This is a genomic window from Ramlibacter sp., from assembly GCF_050250995.1.
Lineage (GTDB): Bacteria > Pseudomonadota > Gammaproteobacteria > Burkholderiales > Burkholderiaceae_C > Ramlibacter.
Genome location: NZ_JBFWNP010000008.1, coordinates 66,981 through 92,113, shown reverse-complemented (window position 1 = coordinate 92,113; position 25,133 = coordinate 66,981). Strand labels below are relative to the sequence as shown.

28 protein-coding genes are annotated in these 25,133 nt (G+C 67.5%); 18 read left to right on the top strand and 10 right to left on the bottom strand.

All coding sequences use genetic code 11. The features are described from left to right. Positions 1-4 precede the first annotated feature (4 nt). From AB7E83_RS08810 to AB7E83_RS08765, 10 genes are all read right to left on the bottom strand, one after another. On the bottom strand, positions 5-1,282 hold the full coding sequence (locus AB7E83_RS08810) for an AAA family ATPase (RefSeq protein ID WP_428567930.1): 1,278 nt from the start codon (positions 1,280-1,282) through the stop codon (positions 5-7). Positions 1,283-1,386: 104 nt separating this feature from the next. Beyond that, positions 1,387-2,283 carry an MBL fold metallo-hydrolase gene (locus AB7E83_RS08805; RefSeq protein WP_428567927.1) on the bottom strand — a complete coding sequence of 299 codons (897 nt, stop codon included), beginning with the start codon at positions 2,281-2,283 and terminating at the stop codon, positions 1,387-1,389. 4 nt (positions 2,284-2,287) lie between these two features. Then, positions 2,288-3,046, bottom strand: coding sequence for an ABC transporter permease (locus tag AB7E83_RS08800; protein WP_428567924.1), 759 nt, complete (start codon positions 3,044-3,046; stop codon positions 2,288-2,290). Further along, complete coding sequence (locus tag AB7E83_RS08795; protein ID WP_428567921.1) at positions 3,036-4,643, bottom strand: amidohydrolase; 1,608 nt, start codon at positions 4,641-4,643, stop codon at positions 3,036-3,038. The genes AB7E83_RS08800 and AB7E83_RS08795 overlap by 11 nt, the downstream gene beginning before the upstream one ends. A gap of 30 nt (positions 4,644-4,673) precedes the next feature. Next, positions 4,674-5,648 carry an ABC transporter substrate-binding protein gene (locus AB7E83_RS08790; protein ID WP_428567918.1) on the bottom strand — a complete coding sequence of 325 codons (975 nt, stop codon included), beginning with the start codon at positions 5,646-5,648 and terminating at the stop codon, positions 4,674-4,676. A gap of 28 nt (positions 5,649-5,676) precedes the next feature. After that, entirely contained in the window at positions 5,677-6,660 is a 984-nt protein-coding gene (locus AB7E83_RS08785) for an ABC transporter substrate-binding protein (RefSeq protein WP_428567915.1), read from the bottom strand. 16 nt (positions 6,661-6,676) lie between these two features. Continuing rightward, a complete protein-coding gene (locus AB7E83_RS08780; RefSeq protein ID WP_428567913.1) occupies positions 6,677-7,456 on the bottom strand; it encodes an ABC transporter permease in 780 nt (259 codons plus the stop codon). Between the two features lie 13 nt (positions 7,457-7,469). After that, entirely contained in the window at positions 7,470-8,288 is an 819-nt protein-coding gene (locus AB7E83_RS08775) for an ABC transporter ATP-binding protein (protein WP_428567910.1), read from the bottom strand. 17 nt (positions 8,289-8,305) lie between these two features. Beyond that, positions 8,306-8,710, bottom strand: coding sequence for a RidA family protein (locus tag AB7E83_RS08770; protein ID WP_428567907.1), 405 nt, complete (start codon positions 8,708-8,710; stop codon positions 8,306-8,308). 119 nt (positions 8,711-8,829) lie between these two features. After that, entirely contained in the window at positions 8,830-9,531 is a 702-nt protein-coding gene (locus AB7E83_RS08765) for a GntR family transcriptional regulator (protein ID WP_428567904.1), read from the bottom strand. A 204-nt stretch (positions 9,532-9,735) separates the two neighbouring features. On the opposite strand from AB7E83_RS08765, the gene AB7E83_RS08760 reads away from it, so the two are divergent. The 18 genes from AB7E83_RS08760 to AB7E83_RS08675 all read left to right on the top strand — a co-directional run bounded on the left by AB7E83_RS08760 (position 9,736) and on the right by AB7E83_RS08675 (position 25,131). Continuing rightward, positions 9,736-10,464, top strand: a complete 729-nt coding sequence (locus tag AB7E83_RS08760) for a GntR family transcriptional regulator (protein WP_428567901.1) — start codon at positions 9,736-9,738, stop codon at positions 10,462-10,464. Between the two features lie 67 nt (positions 10,465-10,531). Further along, on the top strand, positions 10,532-10,828 hold the full coding sequence (locus AB7E83_RS08755) for a hypothetical protein (RefSeq protein WP_428567898.1): 297 nt from the start codon (positions 10,532-10,534) through the stop codon (positions 10,826-10,828). Between the two features lie 20 nt (positions 10,829-10,848). Next, positions 10,849-11,757, top strand: a complete 909-nt coding sequence (locus tag AB7E83_RS08750; RefSeq protein WP_428567895.1) for a hypothetical protein — start codon at positions 10,849-10,851, stop codon at positions 11,755-11,757. Continuing rightward, positions 11,754-12,401: a cysteine hydrolase family protein gene (locus AB7E83_RS08745; protein WP_428567894.1), complete on the top strand. Its 648-nt coding sequence runs from the start codon at positions 11,754-11,756 to the stop codon at positions 12,399-12,401. The genes AB7E83_RS08750 and AB7E83_RS08745 overlap by 4 nt, the downstream gene beginning before the upstream one ends. Positions 12,402-12,429: 28 nt before the next feature. Beyond that, entirely contained in the window at positions 12,430-12,885 is a 456-nt protein-coding gene (locus AB7E83_RS08740) for a carboxymuconolactone decarboxylase family protein (RefSeq protein ID WP_428567892.1), read from the top strand. Beyond that, entirely contained in the window at positions 12,882-14,345 is a 1,464-nt protein-coding gene (locus AB7E83_RS08735) for a 2-hydroxymuconic semialdehyde dehydrogenase (RefSeq protein WP_428567890.1), read from the top strand. The genes AB7E83_RS08740 and AB7E83_RS08735 overlap by 4 nt, the downstream gene beginning before the upstream one ends. Before the next feature lie 114 nt (positions 14,346-14,459). Continuing rightward, entirely contained in the window at positions 14,460-15,344 is an 885-nt protein-coding gene (locus AB7E83_RS08730; protein ID WP_428567887.1) for a creatininase family protein, read from the top strand. Further along, positions 15,341-16,318: a tripartite tricarboxylate transporter substrate-binding protein gene (locus AB7E83_RS08725; RefSeq protein ID WP_428567884.1), complete on the top strand. Its 978-nt coding sequence runs from the start codon at positions 15,341-15,343 to the stop codon at positions 16,316-16,318. The genes AB7E83_RS08730 and AB7E83_RS08725 overlap by 4 nt, the downstream gene beginning before the upstream one ends. Further along, positions 16,318-17,382: a hypothetical protein gene (locus AB7E83_RS08720; RefSeq protein WP_428567882.1), complete on the top strand. Its 1,065-nt coding sequence runs from the start codon at positions 16,318-16,320 to the stop codon at positions 17,380-17,382. Before AB7E83_RS08725 ends, AB7E83_RS08720 begins: the two co-directional genes overlap by 1 nt. Positions 17,383-17,452: 70 nt before the next feature. Further along, the gene (mhpD, locus tag AB7E83_RS08715; protein WP_428567879.1) at positions 17,453-18,244 is read left to right on the top strand and encodes a 2-keto-4-pentenoate hydratase; all 792 of its coding nucleotides are present in this window, start codon (positions 17,453-17,455) and stop codon (positions 18,242-18,244) included. A 64-nt stretch (positions 18,245-18,308) separates the two neighbouring features. Beyond that, positions 18,309-19,076 carry a 2-keto-4-pentenoate hydratase gene (locus AB7E83_RS08710; RefSeq protein ID WP_428567877.1) on the top strand — a complete coding sequence of 256 codons (768 nt, stop codon included), beginning with the start codon at positions 18,309-18,311 and terminating at the stop codon, positions 19,074-19,076. Between the two features lie 2 nt (positions 19,077-19,078). After that, a complete protein-coding gene (locus AB7E83_RS08705; protein ID WP_428567874.1) occupies positions 19,079-20,041 on the top strand; it encodes an acetaldehyde dehydrogenase (acetylating) in 963 nt (320 codons plus the stop codon). Continuing rightward, positions 20,038-21,063 (top strand): 4-hydroxy-2-oxovalerate aldolase, encoded by a 1,026-nt coding sequence (dmpG, locus tag AB7E83_RS08700; protein ID WP_428567872.1) that lies wholly within the window; start codon positions 20,038-20,040, stop codon positions 21,061-21,063. The genes AB7E83_RS08705 and dmpG overlap by 4 nt, the downstream gene beginning before the upstream one ends. Before the next feature lie 31 nt (positions 21,064-21,094). After that, on the top strand, positions 21,095-21,973 hold the full coding sequence (locus AB7E83_RS08695) for a branched-chain amino acid ABC transporter permease (RefSeq protein ID WP_428567869.1): 879 nt from the start codon (positions 21,095-21,097) through the stop codon (positions 21,971-21,973). 7 nt (positions 21,974-21,980) lie between these two features. Beyond that, entirely contained in the window at positions 21,981-22,790 is an 810-nt protein-coding gene (locus AB7E83_RS08690) for a branched-chain amino acid ABC transporter permease (RefSeq protein WP_428567866.1), read from the top strand. Positions 22,791-22,810: 20 nt separating this feature from the next. Continuing rightward, on the top strand, positions 22,811-23,578 hold the full coding sequence (locus tag AB7E83_RS08685) for an ABC transporter ATP-binding protein (RefSeq protein ID WP_428567862.1): 768 nt from the start codon (positions 22,811-22,813) through the stop codon (positions 23,576-23,578). Continuing rightward, positions 23,578-24,276: an ABC transporter ATP-binding protein gene (locus tag AB7E83_RS08680; RefSeq protein ID WP_428567861.1), complete on the top strand. Its 699-nt coding sequence runs from the start codon at positions 23,578-23,580 to the stop codon at positions 24,274-24,276. The genes AB7E83_RS08685 and AB7E83_RS08680 overlap by 1 nt, the downstream gene beginning before the upstream one ends. A 3-nt stretch (positions 24,277-24,279) precedes the next feature. Then, positions 24,280-25,131, top strand: a complete 852-nt coding sequence (locus AB7E83_RS08675; RefSeq protein ID WP_428567858.1) for an N-acyl homoserine lactonase family protein — start codon at positions 24,280-24,282, stop codon at positions 25,129-25,131. Positions 25,132-25,133 lie beyond the last annotated feature (2 nt).

The window sequence follows — 25,133 nt, the reverse complement described above, 5'->3', positions numbered from 1 at the left end:
CCTTTCAGCTTGGCGCGGACGTCGACTTTGTCATGTCACGGAAAAACGGCACGGCGCCATACCTGCCGGACAGGTATCCCTTCTCCCAGGCTTCGTGCTTGCGCGGACTGAAGTCCGTCAGCGGGTACAGGCAGGTCGCCTGATCCTCGTCTTTCTCCGCGAACCATATCTGGTCTCGCCGAAAGAGCGTGTGATCGAGCAGGGACGTATCGTGCGTCGTGAAAATGAGCTGCGCTCCCGACCTGTTGAGGGCGGGATCGTGAAACATTCCGATGAGCCGTCGCACCATGAGCGTGTGCAGACTGCTGTCGAGTTCGTCGACCACCAGCACGCGGCCATCTCTCAGCACCTCGAGAACGGGGGCGGCGAGGCCGAAGAGCCGACGTGTCCCCTCGGATTCTTCTTCGAATTCCAGGGTTGCTTTTCCTCGGGACGTACGGTGTTCGAACACCGGCACCAAGAACTCCCTCTCGGCCTGATTCACCTGGGCCAAGCCGCCCGGAGGAGGCACAAGCACCTGAGCACGAATTCCCTTTCGAGGCACAACTTTGATGTCCGCGATCGAGATGTCCGCGGATGACAGGAAGCTGCAGACTGTCTTTCTTCCCTCTTCCGTTGCAAGCAGCGCGGTCGTGAAGTCGCTATCCACCGCGCTGTGCGCAGGCAGGTACACGATGCGATCGACGATCCAGCGAAAGACCGGCAAGAGCAGTTCGCTGTTCAGCTGCGCCGCGGTGGACAGGAAGAGCGCATTGGCTCGCGTGCTTTCCTGCCAGAGCTTCCGCGAGCCGGTGAGGTAAGAGCTGAATTCGTAGTCGTAGCTCTCGCCGTCTTCGCGAAGACGCCTGCTGAACCACACGGAGGGCTTGCTGGTCCGGTAGACCGCAAGCGACTCGGTGACGATTCGTCGCTGAGTCATGGCGAACGAATACTCGTGTCGGATACCGTCGAGAAGGAAGGTGAGTTCGAACGTGGTGGGCGCAAGCGTGAAAGCCGCGTCGAGCTTGAAAGGCTGGACGTTGTATGTTTCGCCGGGCTTCACGTGAGATGCCGATTCGGCAACGACCGCGCGCATGTAGTTGAGCGCCATCAGGATCGTCGACTTTCCGCTTGCGTTCGGCCCGTAGACCACTGCGGAACGCACGACCGACGGCAGCGCCCTCAGACCGGTGGCGAGGAGGTGGGTCTGTGCCAGTTCCTTGTCCGCAGTCGCACCCACCAAGCTGAGGGCTTGCTCGTCCCGGACCGAGCGGAAGTTGCTCACCCGGAATTCCACGAGCATATTCGCCTCCAATCTAAAATTGGAGCGATTATTGCATGAAAACTTCCTGAATCTTGGAAATATCAGACTCTCGGGCGGCGCTTGCTTGCCTGAATGAGGAAGTCTCAGCCCGGCCCCACCCACCGCGCCGCAAACCCATCCCCCACCCGGTCGATCGCCGTCACATGCGGCGCGCCGAAATGCGTCGGCAACAACAGCGCCCCCGTGTCCGCGCAATGTTCGAGCACGCGCCGCCGCGTCCTGCGCGAGTTCTCGGGGTCCTCGCAGAAGCACATGATCCAGTCCGGCGCGTAGATCTGGATCGGGTGGTGGATGACGTCGCCGCAGAACACGCCGCCGCCGTTCGCGTGCAGCAGCTTCAGCAGGATGTGCCCCGGCGTGTGGCCCGGCGCGTTCTCGACCAGCAGGTCGTCGCCGATCGCATGCGGGCCGGTCACCAGTTCGACCAGGCCCGCCTCGATCACCGGCAGCACGCTGTCCTGGTAGACGATGCGCCGGTGCGGATCGTCCGCGCCGGCCGGATTCGTCTCCGGGCTCCAGTGCTCGCATTCCTTGCGCGAGATCACGTACTTCGCGTTCGGGAACGTCGGCACCCAGCGGCCGTCCTTCAGCTGCGTGTTCCAGCCCACGTGGTCGGCGTGCAGGTGGGTACACAGCACGAAGTCGACGTCCTCGGGCGCCACGCCCGCCGCCGCGAGCCGCTCGAGGAACGGCGTCTGCAGCATGTGGAAGCGCGGCCAGAAATGGCGGTCCTTGTGATTGCCCGAACACGCATCGACGAGGATGGTGTGGTGCTTCGTGCGCACCAGCCACGAATGCACGCTGGTGACGAGCTGATCGTCCTCGGGGACGTAATGAGACGGCGCCATCCAGCCGAGGTTGCGCTCGACCAGCGCGCGGTCCCAGCCCTTCAGGTACTCGTGGGGCGGGAAGCTGCCGGGGCCGAGCTGTTCCTCGATGCGGGTGACGGTGGCTTCGCCGATCTGCCAGGTCTGGTTCATGCGTTCACCCCGCGCGCTGGAACCAGTGCAGCACGCGCTTCTCGACGGCGAGCATCAGCAGGTTCAAGACATAGCCGAGCAAAGCCAGCAGCAGGATCGCCGCATACATGTCCCCGGCCCGCATCGCGAACTGCATGGTCATGAGGTAGTAGCCGATGCCCTCGGACCCCGCGATCATCTCCGCGACCACGGTCACGATCAGCGCGAGCGCGAGGCTCGTGCGCAAGCCCACCATGATGTAGGGCATGGCCGCGGGAAGCACCACGCGGAAGAGCGTGCGCGCGGGCGGAACGTGAAAGGTGCGCGCGACGTCCAGCGCGGTCTTCTCCACCGAGCGCACGCCCGAGATCGTGTTCACGAGGACGGGAAAGAAGGTCGCGAAGGCCACGATGGTGATCTTCATCGTCGCGTCGATGCCCAGCAGCAGGATGAGCGGCGGCACGATCGCGGGAATGGGGATCGGCCGCACGAGTTCGACCAGCGTGTCCAGCGCGGAATTCACCACGCGAAAGCGACCCATCAGCAAACCGATGGCCACGCCCAGCGACGCGCCGGCGGCGAATCCCGCGAGCATGCGCCACAGGCTGGAGAGGAACACCCGGGGCAGCTCGCCCGTCATCACGCCCGCGCCGCCCGCGACGAAGACCTTCGTCACCGGCGGCCAGTTCTGGCTGCTCACCCAGGTGCGCGCCGACACCTCCCACAGCACGAGCAAGGCCGCGACGAAGAGGAAGCCGAAGACGCGGTAGCTCTTACGCGGCATGCACGACCTCGCCGCCCACGGCGGTCGCGAGAACGCGCGCGTTCTGCAAGGCATCGGGCTCGCACGCGACCGGGTCGACCGACAGCACCGTCCAGTCCGCGAGCAGGCCCGGACGCAGCACGCCCCGCTCGTGCTCGGAGAAAGCGACGAAGGCCGCGTCGCGCGTGTACATCGCGAGCGCTTCCTCGCCGCTCACGGCCTGCAGCTTGCCGACCGGCTCTTCGGTGCCCGCGATGCGGCGCGTGCGGGCCTGCCACAGGCCGAGCAGCGGCTCGAACGGCGTCACGGGCGAATCGGACCCGCCGCCGACCACCACGCCCCCGTCGAGCCAGCTTCGCACCGGCGTGGCCGTGGCCATCATCGCCATGCCGAAGCGCTTCACGAGCAACGGGCCGAAGGTGTACTGCATCGAGCACTGCGTCGCGACCGCGATGCCCATCTTCTTCGCCTGGCGGATGTTGCGCTGCTCGGGCCACAGGTAGGCGTGAATCAGGCTGAAGCGCAGCGGCGCCAGCGGAATCTCTTCGTTGATTTCCTCGAACACGTCGAGCGCGATGTCGATGGCCTTGCCACCCACCGTGTGGACGCCCATCGACCAGCCGAGTTGCGCGCAGGCCTTCGCGATGGCGCGGAAGTTCTCGGTCGGCGTGACCTGGATGCCGCAGTTGCAGCGCTCGTCCGGATACGGCTCGCGCATGAGCGAGGTGCCGAGCGACGCGCCGCCGTCGAGAAAAAGCTTCACCGCGCCGAACTTCATGCGCGAATCGCCGAAGCCGGTGCGCACGCCCATGCCGCGCAGCTTCGCGAGGTTCTCTTCCACGGGCAGGCTGGAGTCCGCCAGCGGCATCAGCACCGATCGCACGGTGAGCTCGCCACGCGCCCAGAGGTTCTGGTAGACGGCGAACATGTCGGGCGTCATGCCGGGGTCGACGATGCCCGTGAGGCCGGCCGCGTGATAGCGCTTCTGGATGTCGCGCAGCGCGCCTTCCTGCTGCGCCATCGACAGCGGCGGCACGAGCCGCGCGACGGGCTCGAACGCGGGCGGCTCCATCAGCACGCCGTTGGGCACGCCATCGGCGTCGCGCTCGATCTTTCCGCCGTCGGGTTCGGGCGTGTCCTTCGTGATGCCCGCGAGCTTCAACGCCAGGGTATTCGCCACGGCCGCGTGGCCGACGCGCGGCAGGTACACGGGGCGATCCGCGCACACCGCGTCGATCTCCTGCCGCGTGGGGTAGCGCTGCTCCTTCAGGTTCACGATGTGCCAGCCGGAGCCGCTCGTGATCCAGGCCGCCTGGGGGTTGCGCGCCGCGTAACCGCGAATCGCCTCCTGCACGTCGGCGATGGAACGCGCGCCCGCGAGGTCGACGAGGCACGACTGCACGCCGGTCCACTGCATGTGGTTGTGCGTGTCGATGAGTCCGGGGACGATGGTGCCGCTCGCGTAGCGGATGGTGTCGTGGTCCGGGCCCGCAGCGGCGCGCGCGTCTTCGACGGAACCCACCGCGACGATGCGGTCGCCGCGCACCGCCATGGCCGCGGCGCGCGGATTCGCGCGGTCCATGGTGACGATGTCGCCTTCGATGACTCTCGACTTCATTTTCTTCAACGCCCTGGATTCCCCGAACGCTCAGCGAACCGGCGTCGTCGCCGTCCGGTACACCACCGACTTCGCATCGAACGCGCCATCGAGCAGGCCGTTCTTGCGCATCGTCGCCGCGATCGTTTCCACCGACGCGGGCGCCACGATCTTCTCGAACGGCGGCACGTGCAGGTTCTTCACGTTCTCGGGCGTCATGCGCGTGAAGCCGGCCATGATCTTCACCCACTCGTCGCTGCCCTTGTTCGCGTTCGCCCAGTCCACGCCCTTGAGGTAGGCGCGGACGAACTTGTCGATGACGGCCGGGTTCTGCTGGATGTAGGTCTTCGTCGCGACGTACTGGCCGAGCGGCACGCGCTCCTTCACCGCGTCGGCGGGCCAGCCGACCACCTGCATGTCGGTGGCGACGGCGGCGCTCAGGTACGGATCCATCACGAACGCGACCTCGGCGCGGTTGCCGCGCACGGCATCGGGCATCTGCGGGAACGGCACCTCCACGTAGGTCACCTTGTCGGGGTCGCCGCCGGTGGCGCGCACCCACTCGCGCGCATACATCCAGCCGATGTTGTTGCGCGTGTTGACCGCGAAGCGCTTGCCCTCGAGCTCCTTGCCCGTGCGCACGCCCCCCGCCTTCTGCGAGATGATGCCGCCGATGTCCGGCTTGCCGCCGCCCATGTGGCTGCCCGCCGCGATGATCTCGAAGCCCAGGCCCTGCTTTGCGCCGAGCAGCGTCGAGACGGTGTTGCTGAACGCGATCTGCACGTGCCCCGCCGCGAGCGCGGGAAGGCCGGCGGCGCCGCCCGCGACGGGCGTCGTGTCGACCTCCAGACCCTCGGCCGCGAAGAAGCCCTTGGCGATCGCGACCTGCAGCGGCAGGGTGTCGATGATGGGGATGGTGCTCACGCGCAGCTTGGTGGTCTGCGCGAGGGCGCCGGTGGCGGCGAAGGCGGCAAGCAAGGTGCCGGCCAGGGCCTTCAGTGCATGGCGGCGGAATGCGTCGAACATGGTTTTTTCGGCTTTCGATGAAAGAGGTTCAGCGCACCAGCGTCGTCGCGGTGCGGTGCAGCAGGCCCGCGGAATTGATGGGCGCGTCGAGCAGCGCATTGCGCACCATCAGGCCCTGCACGGCGTCGATGCGCTTCGGGTCGATCGTCTTGTCGTACGGCGGCAGCGTGAGACCCTTCACCTTCTCGGGCGGCAGGCGCGTGTAGCCCGAGACGATCTTGAAGAAATCCTCGGACGCCTTGTTGGCGTTGGTCCAGTCCACCGACTTGTTGTAGGCGCGCGTGAAACGCTCGATGAGCTGCGGGTTCTGGTCGATGTACGTCTTGGTCGCCGCGTACATGCCGACCGGGATGCTCTTCATCACCACGTTGTACGGCCAGGCGACGAGCTGCATGCCCTCGGCCTGCAGGCCGTTCGACAGGAAGGGCTCGACGACGAAGGCCGCCTCCACGCGGTCGCCCTTCACGGCGTCGATCATCTGCGGGAACGGCACTTCCTGGTAGTTCACCTTGTCGGGGTCGCCGCCGGTGGCGCGCACCCACTCGCGCGCGAACAGCCAGATGATGTTGTTGCGCGTGTTCACCGCGATGCGCTTGCCCTCGAAGTCCTTGCCGGTCTTGAAGGTTGCGCCCTTCTTGGCGATGATGCCCGCGAGGTCGGGCAGCGTCTCGCCCGTGCCCGCGCCGGCCGCGACGACCTGGAAGCCCAGGCCCTGCTTGGCGCCGAGCACGATGGAGATGATGTTGCTGAAGGCGATCTGCACCTGCCCCGCGGCCAGCGCCGGCAGGCCGGCCGCGCCGCCCGCCGTGGGCGTCGTGTCGATCTCGATGCCCTGCTCACCGAAGAAGCCGCGGGCCATGCCGACTTGCATCGGCGCGGTGTCGATGATGGGGATCGTGCTCACGCGCAGCTTGGTCGTCTGCGCGAAGGCGATGCCGGGCGCGGCGAGCGCGGCGGCCCCCGCGGCGGCGGCGAGGCCGAATTCACGGCGGCGAAGGGTCTTGCGGATCATGACGATCTCCTTTGAGTTATTCGGCTTTCGAGAAAGACCAGTGAATCAGGCTGCGCTCCAGCCGGACGAAGAGCGCATTCAAACCATAACCGAGCACGGCGAGGATGACGATCCACGCATACATGTCGGCGCTGCGGAACGAGCGCTGCATGTCGATGACCAGGTAGCCGATGCCGCCCGTGCCCGCCATCATCTCGGCGACGATCACGAGCACCAGCCCGAGCCCGAGGCTCACGCGCATGCCGGCCAGGATGAGCGGCAGCGCGGACGGCAGCACGATCTTGAACATCGCCGCAGACGACTTGTGCCCGAAGGTGCGGCCGACGTCGAGCAGCACCGGGTCGGTGCCGCGCACGCCCTGCACCGTGTTGATCAGCACCGGGAAGAACACGCCGAGCGACACCGCGGTGATCTTCATCGTGTCGCCCAGGCCGAGAAAGAGCATGAGCGGCGGCAGCAGGGCCGGCTTGGGCAGCGGCCGCAGGAATTCGATCAGCGGCTCCAGCAGCCCGTCGACCACCGGATAGCGCCCCATCAGCAGGCCCAGCGCCACGGCGAGCGCGCAGCCGATGACGTACGACACGAAGAGGAGATAGAGCGTGGTGCCCAGCGGCTTGATGAACGAGCCGCCGCCCACGAGCGTCCACAGCTTCTGCGCGACGACGGTGGGTGGCGGAATGATCGCCGCGTTGAGCGCGCCGCCGCGCACGAGCGCCTCTACCGCGAGCAGCAGCGCGACGACGGTGAGCACGCCGAAGAAGCGCTCGGCGGCGAAGCGGGGGGAAGTCGCGTTCATCTCCGGCCCCGGCTCAGCCCGGCCGCCGCAGCAACTGCTCGAGCAGGTGGTGGCGCAGCTCGATGAAGCGCGGCAGCTCGCGCGTGGCGAGGTTGTCGCGGGGGCGCGGCAGTTCGGTGTCGACCACCTCCGCGATGTGCGACGGCCGGCGCGTGAGCACGGCCACGCGGTCTGCGAGGAACACGGCTTCGTCGACATCGTGCGTCACGAGCACCGCCGTGAAGCGCTGCTTCTGCCACAGGTCGAGCACGAGCGCGTGCAGTTCGAGTCGCGTGAGCGCATCGACGGAGCTGAAAGGCTCGTCCATCAGCAGCACGCGCGGCTGCGCGGCGAGAGCGCGCGCGATGGTCACGCGCTGCTGCATGCCGCCCGAGAGCTGCCACGGGTACTTGCCGCCCGAATCGGCGAGGCCGACCATGTCGAGATAGCGGCGGCTTTCCTCGCGCGCCTTGTCGCGCGTCATGCCCTCGGTGTGCTCGATGGCGAAGGCGACGTTGTCGACGACGGTGCGCCACGGAAAGAGCGACTTGCCGTACTGCTGGAAGAGATAGACGATGCCCCTGGGCGGCTGGGAGACGTCGTTGCCCTCGAAGGAAACGCGCCCTGCGGTCGGCAGCGCAAGCCCCGCCGCGATCTGCAGCAGCGTCGACTTGCCGCAGCCCGAGGGGCCGATGACCGCGAGGAATTCGCCCTGGCGCACGTCGAGGTCGACGCCGTCGATGGCCAGCGTCTCGTTCTCGCCGCTGCCGAAGGCCTTGCGGATGCCCTGCATCCGCAGGTAGGGCGCGGCGGCGGCCGCGAGGGCGCCCTCTTCCGCCGTATCGAATTGCATGCTCATCGACCCGAGTATCACCCCAGGTAGGCGATGCAGTCGATCTCGACCTTCACGCCCTTTCGGTGCGGCGTGCCCCCGATGCAGGTGCGCGTGACCTTCTCGCCGTCCATGAATTCGCGGAACGCCTCGTTGAACGCGGAAAAGTCCGCCGTGTCGCGCAGGCACACGCGCATGTTGACCACCTGCGCCATCGTGGCGCCGCCGGACTCGAGGATGTTCTTCAGGTTCGTGAGCGTCTGCCGCGTCTGCTCGGCGATGTCCTCGCTCACCACTTCCTTCGTCTCGGGATCGAGCGGCCCCTGCCCCGACACGTAGAGCATGTCGCCCGCGCGGATGGCCTGGGCGAGCGGCGACGGCTTGCTCTTGTCGGTGAAGCCGGTGACCGGCGCCTTGGCGCTTTGAACGAGGATCTTGGGCATGGAGGTTCCTGTTGGGAGCAAATCGATTATCCGATGGACAATCGAAATCTAGAACGAGGTGCCTCCGCTGTCAACGGGACATGTCAGGGCTTCGTCATCCCGCGAAGGATGACGGTCCTTCAGGCCGCCTGCTTCAGGGGCGCATCGCTCTTCAGGATGGCTTTGCGGATGTTGGTGCCGGTGCGCTCGATGTGCTCGGCGAGGATGCCGCAGGCGAGATCGGCATTGCGCTCCAGCGCCGCGTTCGCGATGTCGGTGTGTTCGCGGCGCACCGTCTTGTCGAACGGGCGCGAGGTGAGGAAGAGCCGGCGGTAGCGGTCGTTCAGGTCGTGCAGCGTCGCGCTGAACGTCAGCAGCAGCGGCATGTTGCACGCGGAGATCAGGCGGTAGTGCAGGTCGCGGTGCGCGCCCTCCCAGGCCACCTGGTCGGCCGGCGCGTCGGTGCGCTCCAGCTTGTTCAGGCGATAGAGCGAGGCGACCACGTCGCCCTCCCACTTGTCGTCGCCACGGGCGATGGCTTCGCGCAACGCGAAGCACTCCACCATGCCGCGCAGCTTGGTGACCTCGACCAGGTTCTGCTCGGACACCGGCGCGACGCGGTAGCCGCGCTGGTCCTCCATGACCACGAAGCCCTCGGCCGACAGCCGCGAGAGCGCTTCCCGCAACGGGCTCAGGCTCACCCCGAAGGTGACCCGAAGCTCGTCGAGCCGCAGCTTGCAGCCCGGTGCGAGCTCGCCGTTGGAGATCGCGGCGCGCAGCGTGTTCGCGATCGTCGTCGAGAGGGTCTGGCCGCTTTGCTCTGCAGTCTGGAGGAGGTCCATGAGAAAACGAGAGGAGTGAGTAATTTCGATTATACGAAGACGTCCGGCGCCGGCGACCCCTCGACGACGCGAATCGAAATCGTTGAAATAATCGATGCGGTGGCCTAACCTGTCGGGCAACCGGCGCGCGGTTTGCGCCATGCCGGTGCGTGCGATACATTATCGATATTCAACGGAAAATCGATAAGCGAGACAGGGCTCATCATGGATGCCGCCACGCCCAGCGCCGAACCGGGAGGCCAGACGCTTTCCTCCACGATCGCAAGCAGCCTGCGCGAATCGATCGCGAGCGGGCGCATCCCGCCCGGCGCGAAGCTGCGGCTGGAGGAGCTGCGCACGCGCTTCGGCGTGAGCCTGAGCCCGCTGCGGGAAGCCCTGTCGCGGCTGGCCGCCGAGGGCTTCGTGGTGCTGGAGGACCAGCGCGGCTACAAGGTCGCGCCCGTCTCCGTGGCGCATCTCGAGGAGGTGACGAAGCTGCGCACCCTGGTGGAAGGGTTCGCGCTGCGCGAAGCCATCGCGGCCGGCGACGACCGCTGGGAAAGCGGCATCGTCTCGCGCCTCTACCGGCTCAACAAGCTGGGCCAGGCGGGCTCGAGCGAGGCGGACGTGCAGGCCTGGGAAAGCGCGCACCGCGACCTGCACCACCACATGATCGCCGCCTGCGGCATGCCGCTGCTGATGCAGTTCAGCGCGACGCTGCACGACCTGAGCGACCGCTACCGCCGCATCTACCTCGACGAGCGTCCGCTCGACCCCGACGTTGTGCGCGAGCACACCGAGATCTGCGACGCCGTGCTGGAGCGCGACGCCGACACCGCGGTGGAGCGCCTGCGCAAGCACATCGAGCGCACGGGCAACAACGCGCGCGGCGCGCTGGCGAGCGACGCGGCCAGGCCGCGGCGCAGGGCGAAGCCCGCCGGGCCGGCGGGTTGATTCCGCAACGCAACCGATCCACAATCGATTTTCGCGACTATTTCGATCCACAACGGGAAACCGCATCATGGGCATCCGAGACACCGACCGCACGCTCCCCTCGAACCGCATGGTGTTCGAGCTGCGCCGCGACCCCGAAGCCTTCGCCTTGTTCCGCCGCGACCTCGAGGCAAGCATGACGCACTTCGGCCTGTCCGACGAGGAAAAGCGCGCCTGGCGCGAGATCGACCTCGCCACGCTCGCGCGCAAGGGCCTGCACCCCTATTTCCTGCCGCAGGTCTCGCGCCTCTTCAAGGGCGGCGGCTACAACCACAACGACAGCGACGCGGCGCGCCTGTACGCCGAGAAGATGAACATCCGCTGAAGGAAGAGGGAAAAAACAAGATGGCACGACTGATCGCATCCGTGGGCATCGCGCATGCCCCCGGCGTCACCGGCTGGATCGACAAGGCGCCGAAGCACGAGCAGGACGCGGTGCTCGCCGGCTACGCCGAGTTCGGCCGGCGCATGGCGGCGCTGAAACCCGACGTCGTCATCGGCGTGGCGAACGACCACCTGCTCAACTTCCCGATGAGCAACGTTCCCGACTTCTGCGTCGGCATCGGCGACCGGTGGGCCGGCCCCGCGCCGTGGTTCCGCGACTGGCTCAACGTGCCCGACTACCGGATCGAGGGTCACCGCGAACTCGCGCGCGCGCTGGTGCGCGACTCGGCGAAGGCCGGCATCAACCATGCCTTCGCCGAGGAACTGCTGTTCGACGACAACTGGTCGGTGCCGCTGAAATTCCTGTTCCCCAACTACGACGTGAAGTTCGTGCCGATCCACATGAACCCGATCGTGCCGCCGGTGCCGAGCGCGCAGAAGTGCCTCGACGTCGGCCGCCAGATCGCGCGCATCGTGCAGGCCTTTCCGGGCGACGAGCGCGTGGTGCTCATGGGCACGGGCGGGCTGTCGCACGACCCGGGCGGCCCGGACTACTTCACCGTCCACGAAGGCTTCGACCGCTGGTTCATGGAACTCATGGAGTCCGGCGACACGGAGCGCGTCGCGCGCGAACTGACGATGGACAAGCTGCTCACCGGCGGCGACGGCGGCGCGGGCGAGCTGCTCGCCTGGGTGGTCGCGATGGGCGCCGCCGCGGAACTCGGCAAGCCGAAGGCCGAAAGCGTTTTCTACGTGCCCTCGGTGCCGATGCGATGCGGCATGGGCGGGTCCTACTGGAGTCTGAGCGACGCCCGGCCGCCCGAAGGCGCTCATACCGCAGTGCAAAGCACGGAGGTTACGAATCCATGAGCCTGGCCGACCGCAAGTTGCCCTTGACGCCCGCGGAGCGCCTGCAGCCGCAGAACTGCGCGCTGATGGTCGTCGACATGCAGAACGACTTCTGCGCGCCCGGCGGCTTCATCGACAAGACGATGGGCAAGGACGTGAGCGCGGGCGCCGAGATCGCGCCGCGCATCAACGCGCTGCTGGACCGCGCGCGCGCCGCCGGCGTGCCGGTCGTCTGGCTGCGCGCCGACTACTCGCACGACATCATCCCCGACTCCATGGCCGTGAAGCTCGCCGCGCGCGGCATCCAGGCCGAGTGCTGCAAGCCCGGCACCTGGGGCCACGAGTGGTATGGCGTGCAGCCGCTGGACGGCGAGCCGGTCGTGACCAAGCACAGCTACTCCGGCTTCACCGGCACGGACATGCAGGACGTGCTGAAGAAGCTCGGCCGCAAGACCATCGTGTTCACCGGCGTGCAGACGCAGGTGTGCGTGGAGTCGACGCTGCGCGATGCGCATGCGCACGGCTACTACTGCGTCGCCGTGCAGGACGCCGTGGGCTCGCACACGCCCGCGCTGCACCAGGCCACGCTCGACAACGTGAAATTCCTGTTCGGCGACGTCGCCCCCGCGAGCGACGTGCTGGCCGCCTGGCCCGCCGCCCGCTGAGCCCCCGCATTCCAGAGAGGACCCACCCATGCTGCCCAAGCGAATCAACAAGGACGTCGTGCGCAAGAGCATCGGCGAATACGCCGACACGAAGTTCACCGCCGAAGAGCGCGGCAAGATCTACGAGGACCTGATCGGCTTCGTCCCCCCGCGCATCGAGGCGCGCTTCGCCGTCACCGGCGCGCTCGACCCGAAGATGGTCGACTTGCAGGAGCAGATGCGCGAGCATGCGATGTACCCGAAGAGCTTCGACGTGAAGACGGCGCAGCTCATGCTCTTCGGCATGCTCATGATGGACGGCAGCGACGCCGCCGTGCTGCACGCCATGGCCGCGCGCAAGGCCGGCGCGAGCTGGGCCGAGTTGCAGGACGTCATCAACCTGTGCTTCATCTTCCGCGGCATGTCCGCGGCGAACAAGGGCGCCGAGCTGATCGCGAACCTCGCCGCGCGCGAGGCGGAAGCGGCGACGGGGAAGACCGCATGACGAAGGAGACCCTTCACTTCATCAACGGCGAGTTCGTCCGCAGCGCGAGCGGCAAGACCTTCGAGAACCGCAGCCCGATCGACAACAAGCTGATCGCGAAGGTCCACGAAGCCGGCCGCGCCGAAGTGGATGCCGCCGTGCGCGCGGCGAAGGACGCCTTGAACGGCCCGTGGGGCCGCATGACGGTGGAAGAGCGCTCGAAGATGCTCTACGCGGTGGCCGACGAGATCACCGCGCGCTTCGACGAATTCCTCGCGGCCGAAGTCGCCGACACCGGCAAGCCCGTGTCGCTCGCCTCGCACATCGACATTCCGCGCGGCGCGGCCAACTTCAAGGTCTTCGCGGACACCGTGAAGAACGTGGCCACCGAGTTCTTCCAGATGCCCACGCCCGACGGCGCGGGCGCGCTGAACTACGCGGTGCGCGTGCCCAAGGGCGTGGTCGCGGTGATCTGCCCGTGGAACCTGCCGCTGCTGCTCATGACGTGGAAGGTCGGCCCGGCACTCGCCTGCGGCAACACCGTCGTGGTGAAGCCTTCGGAGGAGACGCCGACGACGGCCGCGCTGCTGGGCGAAGTGATGAACAAGGTCGGCGTGCCGCCGGGCGTCTACAACGTGGTCCACGGCTTCGGTCCGGACTCCGCGGGCGAATTTCTCACCACCCACGACGACGTGGACGCGATCACCTTCACCGGCGAGACGCGCACCGGCGCGGCGATCATGAAGGCCGCCGCGCCCGGCATCAAGGCGACGTCGATGGAGCTCGGCGGCAAGAACCCGGCGATCGTGTTCGCGGATGCCGACATGAACGTCGCGCTCGAGGCCACGGTGCGGTCCGTCTTCGCGAACTGCGGCCAGGTGTGCCTGGGCACGGAACGCGTGTACGTCGAGCGGCCGATCTTCGACGAGTTCGTGCGCCGCCTGGGCGACGCGGCGAAGGCGATGAAGCCCGGCCGTCCCGAGGAAAAGGACACGAAGATCGGCCCGCTGATCTCGCACGAGCATCGCGACAAGGTGCTGTCTTACTACAAGAAGGCCAAGGACGAAGGCGCGACCGTCGTGGCCGGCGGCGGCGTGCCGCGGATGGCGGGCGAGCTCGCCGAAGGTTCGTGGATCGAGCCGACGGTGTGGACCGGCCTGCCCGAGACGAGCGCCGTGGTGCGCGAGGAAATCTTCGGCCCCTGCTGCCACGTGACGCCCTTCGACACGGAAGAAGAAGCGATCCGCCTCGCCAACGACACGAAGTACGGCCTGGCCGCCGCCGTCCACACGACCAACCTCGCGCGCGCGCATCGCGTCGGCGCGAAGCTCGAAGTCGGCATCTGCTGGATCAACTCGTGGTTCCTGCGCGACCTGCGCACGCCCTTCGGCGGCACCAAGCAGTCGGGCATCGGGCGCGAAGGCGGCGTCCACTCGCTCGAGTTCTATACGGAACTGCGCAACGTCTGCATCAAGTTATAGGCCCCCCCCGAAGCGCCTGCGGCGCTTCCCCCCTCAAGGGGGCGCATCCAGCGGCCCGGCAAAGCCGGTTCCGCGGGTGCTCCCGAAGAGACACGTCGAACGAGGAGTGATTGCATGACGACCGACATATTCGCCGACACGCTCGCCGAGATGACCTGGTACGAAGTGGACCAGGCCGCGAAGGACGGCGCCGTCCTGCTGTGGGCGTTCGGCGTGATCGAGCAGCACGGGCCGCACCTGCCCACGGGCACGGACGTGTACCTGCCGCAGGCGCGGCTGCGCGACGTCAAGCGCGAGCTGAAAGACCGCGGCGTGCAGGCCTTGATCGTGCCGCCCTACTACTGGGGCGTGAACGTCGTGTCGGGCTCGTTTCCCGCGTCGTACCGCGTGCGTCCGGAAGTGATCCGCGAACTGATGGCCGACGTGTTCCAGAGCTTCGAGGGCGATGGCTTCAAGCAGGTGTTCTGCTTCTCGGGCCACGGCGACGCGCTGCACAACCGCACCATCCACGACGGCATCAAGCTCGGCACGGAAAGGACGAAGCTCGACCTCAGCTTCGTCATGGATGCGGCGCTCGCGAAGCGGCTGGGCATCGCGCTCGACGACGCGAACATCACCGTGCCCGACGGTCCGCTGAACGAAGGGCTGAAGTTCTTCCAGATCAACGCCTCCTCCCCGTCCTCGCCGCAGAGCGACGACACCGCGCCGCGCTACGTCGACGTGCATGCGGGCCGCTGGGAGTCGTCGATGATGCTCGCGAGCTGCGCGAGCCTGGTGCGCGACGACGTGCGCAAGACCCTGAAGTCCACCGACCTCGGGCCGGACGACCTCGCCGTGTGGCGCAAGGGCTATCTCGAAGCGCGCAAGACCACGCCGCTCGGCTACTTCGGCGATCCCGCCGCGGCGAGCCTCGAAGAAGGCGTGCGCAACATGAAGAGCTCCGCGGAGATCGCGGCCGACGCGATCGTGAAGCGCATTCGCGCGAAGGAAAAGGCATGAACCGCAAACACCTCCTCACCGCATTCGCGGCAGCCGCCTTGCTGGGCGCGTTGACGTCGGGACCCGCGCAGGCCCAGGAGCCGCCGATGAAGCTCGTCATCGGTTTTCCGCCCGGCGGCGCCGTCGACAACCTCGCGCGTTCGCTCGCCGAGAAGTTGCGCACCTCGCTGGGCACCACCGTGCTCGTGGAAAACCGTCCCGGCGGCAACACCTTCATCGCGATGGACGCGGTGAAGAAGGCCCCACCTGATGGCCGCACGGTGCTCATCAACTTCTCGAACGCCTGGACGATCTACCCGTACACGTTCAAGACGCTGCCCTACGACGCCGCACAGGACTTCGTGCCCGTGGCGAACCTCGTGAAGTTTCCGCTCGCGCTGAGCGCGGGCGCGAACCAGCCGTACCGGAATTTCGACGAGTACCGCAAGTGGGTCACGGCCGCGCCGGGCCGCGCTTCGGTCGGCATGCCCGGCTCCGGCACGAGCGCGAACTTCGCGGTGCTGCAGATGGGCAAGGCCATCGGCACCGACATCACGGCCGTGGCGTACAAGGGCGGCGCGCTGATCCTCGCCGACGAGATGGGCGGCCACATCGGCGCCGGCATCGACTCCATCGGCAGCAAGCTCGAACTGTTCCGCGGCGGCAAGATCCGCATCCTCGCGGTGACGGGCGCGAAGCGCACGCCGCTCGCGCCGGACGTGCCGACCTTCGGCGAACTCGGCGTGCGCGGCCTCGACTACCCCTCCGGCTGGTACGGCGCATTCGTTCCGGCGCGGACGCCGGCCGACGTCGTCGCGCGCCTGAGCCGCGCGTTGAACGATGCGATGGCGGACCCGGCGCTGCGCAAGCAGCTCGACAATTTCGGGCTCGAAGTCGCGGGCGGCACGCCGGCCGAACTCGCGGCGACGATCGCTTCGGACCAGAAGTTCTGGAAGCCCGTGATCGAGGCGGCGGGCATGGCCGGTTCGCAGTGATGCAGGTGGATGCGGTCATCGCCGGGTTGATCGCGGGGCGCGAGGACGAACTCGCGCGCCTCGAAGCGGGCTTCGCCGCGATGAGCGAGCGCGCGCTTGCGCACGGCAGCGATGGCGCAGCCGCGCATGCGGGGATCGATGCGGGGCAGGTGGCGGTTCGCATCGGGATCGCGCGCAAGGCGCTCGCGACCGCTTCTGCCTACGACGGTGAAGCGCGGGAAATCAACCGCGCGCTGGCGCGCGCGAATCTCCTGGACGCCGTCGCGGCGGTCGCGCGTCTGGCACCCTCCGCCCTTGGGGGAGCGGGCGAGGCCCTCAACGAAGGCCCTGCCGCACCGGCCCCTCTCCCAAAGGGGGAGGGAGCAAGACCCGACGTCCTGCTGAACATCTGCCGCCATCACCGCGAGCACGAGCGCTTCTACGTCCAGGACCGCACCACCGTCGCCGCCGACCTGCACCGCGAAGCCACCAAGCTCAAGATCGTGGCCGATGCCTGGCAGCGCAAGCCGGCTCACACGCCCGACGCGAGCATCGACTGGGCCGAGCCGACCTACGCGCCCGCCGGCTGCCCCGACCTGAACGAACTCAACGCCATCGGCATGATCGGCGTGCTCTTCATGGAAGGCGACGGCGAGCCCATCGAGATCAAGGTGCTCAAGTCCCGGCTGGCCGCGCTGGCCGCGGCATGGCGTCGCGCGGGCGAATGGCTCGCGGCCAAGATGGAGGCCGCATGGGACCGCGAGCAGGCGATGTACCGCCCGGCATCCATCGCGGTCGCGCGACAGCGCTTCAACACGATCGTGATGAACTGGCGCGGATCGCGCGAGCGCCTGCTCGCCGCGCGCACGCTCGAGATGGCGCTGCGCGTGCTGGAAAGCATTCCGTTCGAGCCGAAGAAGATTCGGGAGGATCGCGCGAACCTCGGACGCCGGCTCGACGAGGCCGGCGAGATGATCGCCGCCGCCGCGCAGCTCGTGCAGCGCACCGCCGCCGATCTCGCGGACAACGACAGGAACTGGACGGATTGCATACGACACCTCGAACACGCAGGCACGCGCGGATAGCGGCAGGCCTCGTCATTCCCGCGCAGGCGGGAATCCAGGGCTTTCAAAGGACACAGGAGAAACACGCGAAATGAACGATCAGCAACTCCAGCAGGCCGCCGCCTCGCTGCGCGACGCCGCGAAGAGCGGCGCATGGATCCCGCCGCTGCGCGAGACCTACACCGACATCGACGCCGACGCGGCCTACGCCATCCAGAAGATCAACACCGAGCTGCGCCTCGCCGAAGGCCGCCGCATCGTCGGCCGCAAGATCGGCCTGACGGCGAAGGCCGTGCAGGCGCAACTCGGCGTGGACCAGCCCGACTTCGGCATCCTGTTCGACGACATGGGCTACGGCGACGCCGAGGCGGTGCCGCTGAACGTGCTGCACCAGCCGAAGGTCGAGGCCGAGATCGCCTTCGTGATGGGCCGCGACATCGACGCCGCCGAACCGAGCATGGTCGACGTGATGCAGGCCATCGAATACGCCCTGCCCGCCATCGAGATCGTCGGCAGCCGCGTCGACAAGTGGAACATCAAGTTCGTCGACACCGTGGCCGACAACGCCTCGGCCGGCGCGTTCGTGCTCGGCAGCTCGCCGCGCAAGCTGTCGCAGTTCGACCTGCGCATGTGCGGCATGGCGATGATGCTCAAGGGCGAACCGGTCTCCACCGGCGCCGGCGTCGCCTGCCTGGGCAATCCGCTGAATGCGGTGTTGTGGCTCGCGCGCACGATGGCGCGCGTGGGCTCGCCGATGCGCGCGGGCGACCTCGTGCTCTCCGGCGCGCTCGGCCCCATGGCGCCCGTAAAGCCCGGCGACATCTTCGAGACCCGCATCAACGGCCTCGGCACGGTCAAGGCCGTGTTCGAGGGAGCGAAATAACATGAACGCCGCACGGCCGCCCGAAGGCGTTCGGCACCGCAGCGCATAGCGCGAAGGTACTTCAATGACTTACATCACCGAATTCGCCACCTTGCTGGACGACGCCGCGCGCAACGCGAAGGGCGTGGACCAGATCGACCCCGGCAGCAAGATGGCGCTGGCCGACGCCTATGCCATCCAGTCCGCCTCCATCCAGAAGCGGGTGGCGCGCGGCGAGAAGCGCGTGGGCGTGAAGATGGGTTTCACCTCGCGCAGCAAGATGGTCCAGATGGGCCTGAACGACGTGATCTGGGGCCGGCTCACCGATGCGATGCTCGTCGAGGAAGGCGCGAAGACCGCGTTCTCGAAGTACGTGCATCCGCGCGCCGAACCCGAGATCGCGTTCGTCCTGAAGAAGGAACTCGCGGGCCACGTGACGGCCGTCGAGGCGCTCGCCGCCGTCGAAGCCATCGCGCCGGCCATCGAGATCATCGACTCGCGCTACAAGGACTTCAAGTTCAGCCTGCCCGACGTGATCGCGGACAACGCGTCGTCCAGCGGCTTCGTCATCGGACCATGGTGCGACCCGCGCCAGGACTTCAGCAACCTCGGCCTCGCGCTGCAGATCGACGGCAAGGTGGTGCAGGTCGGCTCCACGGCCGCGATCCTCGGCCATCCGCTGCGCTCGCTCGTGGCGGCGGCGCGCCTGTCGGCCGAGGCCGGCGAGCCCCTCCAGGCGGGCTGGGTGGTGATGGCCGGCGGGGCGACGGCCGCCGAATGGATCAAGCCGGGCAACTACGTCTCGGTCGAGATGGAAAAACTCGGAAGCTGCGGCTTCCACGTAGGAGAGTGAGCATGGGTGATAGAAAACTCAAGGTCGCGATCATCGGCTCGGGCAACATCGGCACCGACCTGATGATCAAGGTGATGCGCAACGCGAAGCACCTGGAGATGGGCGCGATGGTCGGCGTGGACCCGGAGTCCGACGGTCTCGCGCGCGCCAAGCGCCTGGGCATCGCGACCACGCACGAAGGCATCGAGGGCCTGCTGAAGCTGCCGGTGTTCAAGGACATCGACATCGCCTTCGACGCGACGTCGGCCGGCGCGCACAAGAAGCACGACGCCATCCTGCGCGAGCACGGGATTCAGGTGATCGACCTCACGCCCGCGGCCATCGGCCCCTACGTCATTCCGCCGATCAACCTCGAAGAAGTCGATGCGCCCAACATCAACATGGTGACCTGCGGCGGGCAGGCGACGATTCCGATGGTGGCCGCCGTCTCGCAGGTCGCGAAGGTGTACTACGGCGAGATCGTCGCCTCCATCGCCTCGAAGTCCGCCGGCCCCGGCACGCGCGCGAACATCGACGAGTTCACCGAGACCACGCGCCTGGCCATCGAGAAGCTCGGCGGCGCCGAGCGCGGCAAGGCCGTGATCGTGATGAACCCGGCCGAGCCGCCGCTCATCATGCGCGACACGGTGTTCGTGCTCTCCGAAGCCGCCGACAAGGCCGCCGTGGAGAAGAGCATCGAGGACATGGTGAAGAAGGTGCAGGCCTATGTGCCCGGCTATCGGCTGAAGCAGAAGGTGCAGTTCGAGGACATTCCGGAATCCGCGCCGCTCAACGTGCCGAAGATCGGCCCGCGCCATGGCCTGAAGACCTCCATCTTCCTGGAAGTCGAAGGCGCGGCGCATTACCTGCCCGCCTACGCGGGCAACCTGGACATCATGACCTCGGCCGGCCTCGCCTGCGCCGACCGCATCGCCAGCAGAAAGATCGAGCGCAACGAGACCCGCGCCGCAAGGAGCGCAGCATGAACGGCAAGAAGATCTACATCTCCGACGTGACGCTGCGCGACGGCAGCCACGCGATCCGCCACCAGTACAAGGTCTCGGACGTCCGCAAGATCGCCGCGGCGCTCGACGCCGCCGGCGTGACCAGCATCGAGGTCGCGCACGGCGACGGGCTGGAGGGCTCCAGCTTCAACTACGGCTTCGGGCTGCACACCGACCTGGAGTGGATCAACGCCGTGGCCGAGTCGGTGAAGCAGGCGCAGGTCGCCACGCTGCTGCTGCCCGGCATCGGCACGATCCACGACCTGCGCGAGGCCTACGACGCGGGCGCGCGCATCGTGCGCATCGCCACGCACTGCACCGAGGCGGACGTGTCGAAGCAGCACATCGAGTACGCCCGCGAGCTGGGCATGGACACCGTCGGCTTCCTGATGATGTCGCACATGACGCCGCCGCACGAGCTTGCCAAGCAGGCCAAGCTGATGGAGAGCTACGGCGCGACCTGCATCTACGTGGTGGACTCCGGCGGCGCGCTGAACATGCGCGACGTGCGCGACCGCTTCCGTGCGTTCAAGGAAGTGCTCAAGCCGGAGACCACGCTGGGCATGCACGCCCACCACAACCTGGGCCTGGGCGTGGCGAACAGCATCGTGGCCGTGGAAGAAGGCGCGGAGCGCATCGACGCGAGCCTGGCCGGCATGGGCGCGGGCGCGGGCAATGCGCCGCTGGAAGTGTTCATCGCCGCCATCGACCGCATGGGCTGGAACCACGGCTGCGACGTGATGAAGCTGATGGACGCGGCCGACGACATCGTGCGTCCCCTGCAGGACCGCCCCGTGCGCGTGGACCGCGAGACGCTGTCGCTCGGCTACGCCGGCGTGTACTCCAGCTTCCTGCGTCACGCGGAGATCGCGGCGAAGCGCTACAACCTGCCGACCGTCGAGATCCTCATGGAACTCGGCAAACGCAAGATGGTCGGAGGGCAGGAGGACATGATCGTCGACGTGGCACTGGACTTGCTCAAGGCGAAGGGCCAGGCCGCTTAGTTCTCCCGTCCGTCAACAAGAAACGCTTCCGATGCTCGAACAACAACTCCTCAACGGCGTCATGCTCGGGAGCACGTATGCGCTGATCGCGATCGGCTATACGCTCATCTTCGGCGTGCTCCACCTCGTCCACCTCGCCCACGGCGAGGTGTTCATGGTGGGCGCGTTCGCCGGGCTCGTCGCCGTCAAGTTCGCGGGCGGCGACATCGCCACCGCCCTGCTCTTCGGCATCGTGGCCGCGGGCGCGGTCGGCGCGCTCGTCGAATTCCTCGCCATCCGCCCCTTGCGCAAGAGGAAGGGCCACGCGCTCGCGCCGATGATCAGCACCATCGGCATCGGCATCGTGCTGCAGGAGGTCGTGGCGCGCAGCTTCGGCGCCGAGCAGGTGGGTTTTCCGCACCACATGGAGCCGAAGTCGTGGCAGGTCGGGCCGGTCACGGTCAGCGCGGTGCAGCTGGTGATCCTCGGCGTTTCGGTGGTCCTGATGCTCGCGCTGCACCTGTTCGTCAAGCGCACCAAGATTGGCATGGCGATGCGGGCCACGGCGGAGAGCGCGTCGATCGCGCACACGCTCGGCATCCGCTCCGAGCGCATCGTGCTGATGACGTTCGTGATCGCCTCCGCCCTCGGCGGCGCGGCAGGCGTGCTCGTCGGCCTCGCCTTCAACGCGATCTCGCCCTTCATGGGCATCGACATGGGCATCAAGGGGCTCGCCGCCATGCTGCTGGGCGGCCTGGGGAACATCTACGGCGCGATGCTGGGCGGACTGATCATCGGGCTCGCCGAAGTCCTGAGCGTGGCTTATCTCGCGTCGTCCTACCGCGATGCCTTCGCCTTCATCATCATGATCGGCGTGCTGCTGCTGCGGCCGCGCGGCATTTTCGGCTCCACCCACCACGTGGAAGGCTGAGGCGGCGATGCTCGACCAGTTCACCCAGTCGGTGCTCATCTTCATGGGCATCAACATCATCCTCGCGCTGAGCCTCTACCTGCCGGTGTCGGCCGGCCTGCTGTCGCTCGGCCAGGGGGGCTTCATGGCCATCGGCGCGTATGCGTCGGCGTATCTCACCGTCAACCATGCGTGGCCCTTTCTCGCGGCGCTGGCCGTCGGCTCGGTGCTCGCCGCCATCGTCGGCGTCATCGTGGGTTTTCCCGCTCTGCGCATCAAGGGCGTGTACCTGATCATCCTCACGATGGGCTTCGGCGAAATCGTGCGCGTCTTCTTCCTCAACTTCGAGCCGACCGGTTCGGCATCGGGGCTGGGCGGCATTCCGAATCACACGACGCTCGGGATCGTCATGGCCTTCGTCGCGATCCTGCTCGCGGGCTTCTGGCAGCTCCGGCGCTCGCGCATCGGCCGCGCGATTTCCGCGGTGCGCGAGGACGAACTCGCCGCCGAGATCATCGGCATCAATCTCACGCGCGTGAAGCTCGCCGTGTTCGCCATCGGCGGCGCGATCGCGGGGCTCGGCGGCGGGCTCTATGCGCACTACGCATCCTTCATCGATCCGGCGCAGTTCGGCTTCCACCGCTCCGCCGAGATCTTCATCATGGTGCTGCTGGGGGGTATGGGCAACTTCATCGGCGCCACCGTCGGCGCGATCACGGTGACGCTGCTGCCCGAGGTGCTGCGCTTCCTGCAGGACTGGCGCATGACCTTCTTCGGCTCGCTGCTCGTCATCATGATGATCGTGCGGCCGTGGGGCCTGGTCGGCGCTCGCCGCTGATCGTCGGGCAGGAACGCGACATGCTCGAAATCCGGGAACTCACGAAGACGTTCGGCGGCTACCACGCCGTGCGCGACGTCTCGACCACCATCCGCGCCGGCACGATCCACGCGGTGATCGGCCCCAACGGCGCCGGCAAGACCACCCTCTTCAATCTCGTGAGCGGCGTGCTCGCGCCGACGTCGGGCAGCGTGCTGCTGGAGGGGCAGTCGCTCGCCGGCCTGCGCCCCGACCGCATCGCGCGCCTGGGGCTCGTGCGCACCTTCCAGGGCGTGCGCCTCTTCGGTCCGATGACGGTGCTCGAGAACGTGCAGACCGGCCGCTACATGCGCACGCACGGCGACCTGCTGGCCATGTTCTTCCGCATCCCCGGCCGGGAGTCGAAGCAGGAGACCGAGACGCGCGAGCGCGCGATGCAGCTGCTCGACATGGTCGGCCTCGCGAAGCAGCACGATGCGCTGGCAAGCGAGCTGGCGCTGGCCGACCAGCGGCGCCTGGAGATCGCGCGCGCACTCGCGACAGAGCCGCGCATGCTGCTGCTCGACGAGCCCGTGGCCGGCATGAACCCGGTGGAGGTCAACGAAGCCGCCGCATTGATCCAGCGCATCCGCGACAGCGGCGTGACCGTGCTGCTGACCGAACACCACATGAGCCTGGTCATGAAGATCTCCGACCGCATCACCGTGCTGAACTACGGCGAGAAGATCGCCGAGGGCACGGCGCGCGAGGTGCGCGAAGACCCGCTCGTGCTGCAGGCCTACCTCGGCACCGAAGAAGGAGCGCACTGATGCTCGAAGTGCGCGGCGTGGAAATCAACTACGGCAAGGTGCGCGCCGTGCAGGGCGTGGACCTCGACGTGCGCCAGGGCGAGATCGTGTCGCTCATCGGCCTGAACGGGGCGGGCAAGAGTTCGCTGCTGCGCGCCATCGCGGGCCTGAACCGCGTGCAGGCCGGCACCATCCGCTTCCAGGGCAAGGAGGTCCACAACCTCGCGGGCCCCGAGGTGGCGCGGCGCGGCATCGCGATGGTGCTCGAAGGCCGCTCGACCTTCAAGGGCCTGACGGTGCACGAGAACCTCGTCCTCGGCGGCTACATGCGCAAGTCGGGGCCGGAATTCAACGCCGACGTCGAGCGCATCACCGAGCGCTTCCCCGTGCTGAAGCAGCGGCTGAAGCAGCTCGCCGGCACGCTCTCGGGCGGCGAGCAGCAGATGCTCGTGATCGCGCGCGCCCTGCTCACGAAGCCGGCGCTGCTGATGCTCGACGAGCCCTCGCTGGGCCTCGCGCCGCTGATCGTGGCGGACATCTTCCGCCTGATCGCGGAGCTGAACAGGGAAGGCATGACGATCCTGCTGGTGGAGCAGAACGCGCACCAGGCGCTGAAGCTGTCGCACCGCGCGTACGTCATGGAAACGGGAAAGATCGTGCTCGAGGGCGACAAGCTGGCCGACGACCCGCGTGTGCGGCAGGCCTATCTGGGAGTTTGAAGAATGATCGACTGGAGCATCTGGAGTTTCAGCTACGCGACCGGCAAGCTGCCCAAGGACTTCCTGAGCGGCTCGCCCGTCAGCAGCAACCAGGGCACGCAGCCCGTGCCGATGATCGTGACGCTGCTGAAGTCGTCCGACGGGGAGCTGATCCTGGTGGACACCGGCTTCGCCGCGGGCGAGTCGATGACCGGCCGCAAGTTCGACGACTTCTGCCGCAGCGACGAACTGCTGCGCAAGTTCGGCGTCGACCCCGCGCAGATCGGCAAGCTCGTGCTGACGCACATGCACTTCGACCACGCGGGCAACCTCGATGCGTTCCCGAACGCGCGCATCTACCTGCAGCGCTACGAATACGAATCATGGAAAACCGCCATCGAGGAATTCGGCGGCGGCACCGCGCAGGGCAAGGACCACTGGGCCTTCTCGTCGCTCAACGTCCCCGACTTCGACGCGCTCGAGCGCGCGATGGCGCAGGGCCGCGTCGAGCTGCTCGACGGCGACCGGGAGGTCGCGCCCGGCGTCACCTGCCGGCTCGCGAAGGACTCGCACACCTTCGGCAGCCAGTGGCTCGAAGTGCAAACGCGCGTGGGCCCGTACGCGCTCGCCGGCGACGTCTGCTACACCTTCCAGAACGTCGAGCGCATGTGGCCGCCGGGTTACACGCAGGGCAACACGTTCAACATGATTCGCGAGTTCAAGAAGATGAAGGCCGTGGCGGGCGACGACCTGAAGCGCCTCGTGCCCGGCCACGACATCGAACTTTTCACGCGGTACCCGAGCGGCAGGCGCGACGGGACCGCGTTCATCGAGGTGGCGCTGGCCGAAGGCCATGCGTCGCTAATTTCAACCTAGAG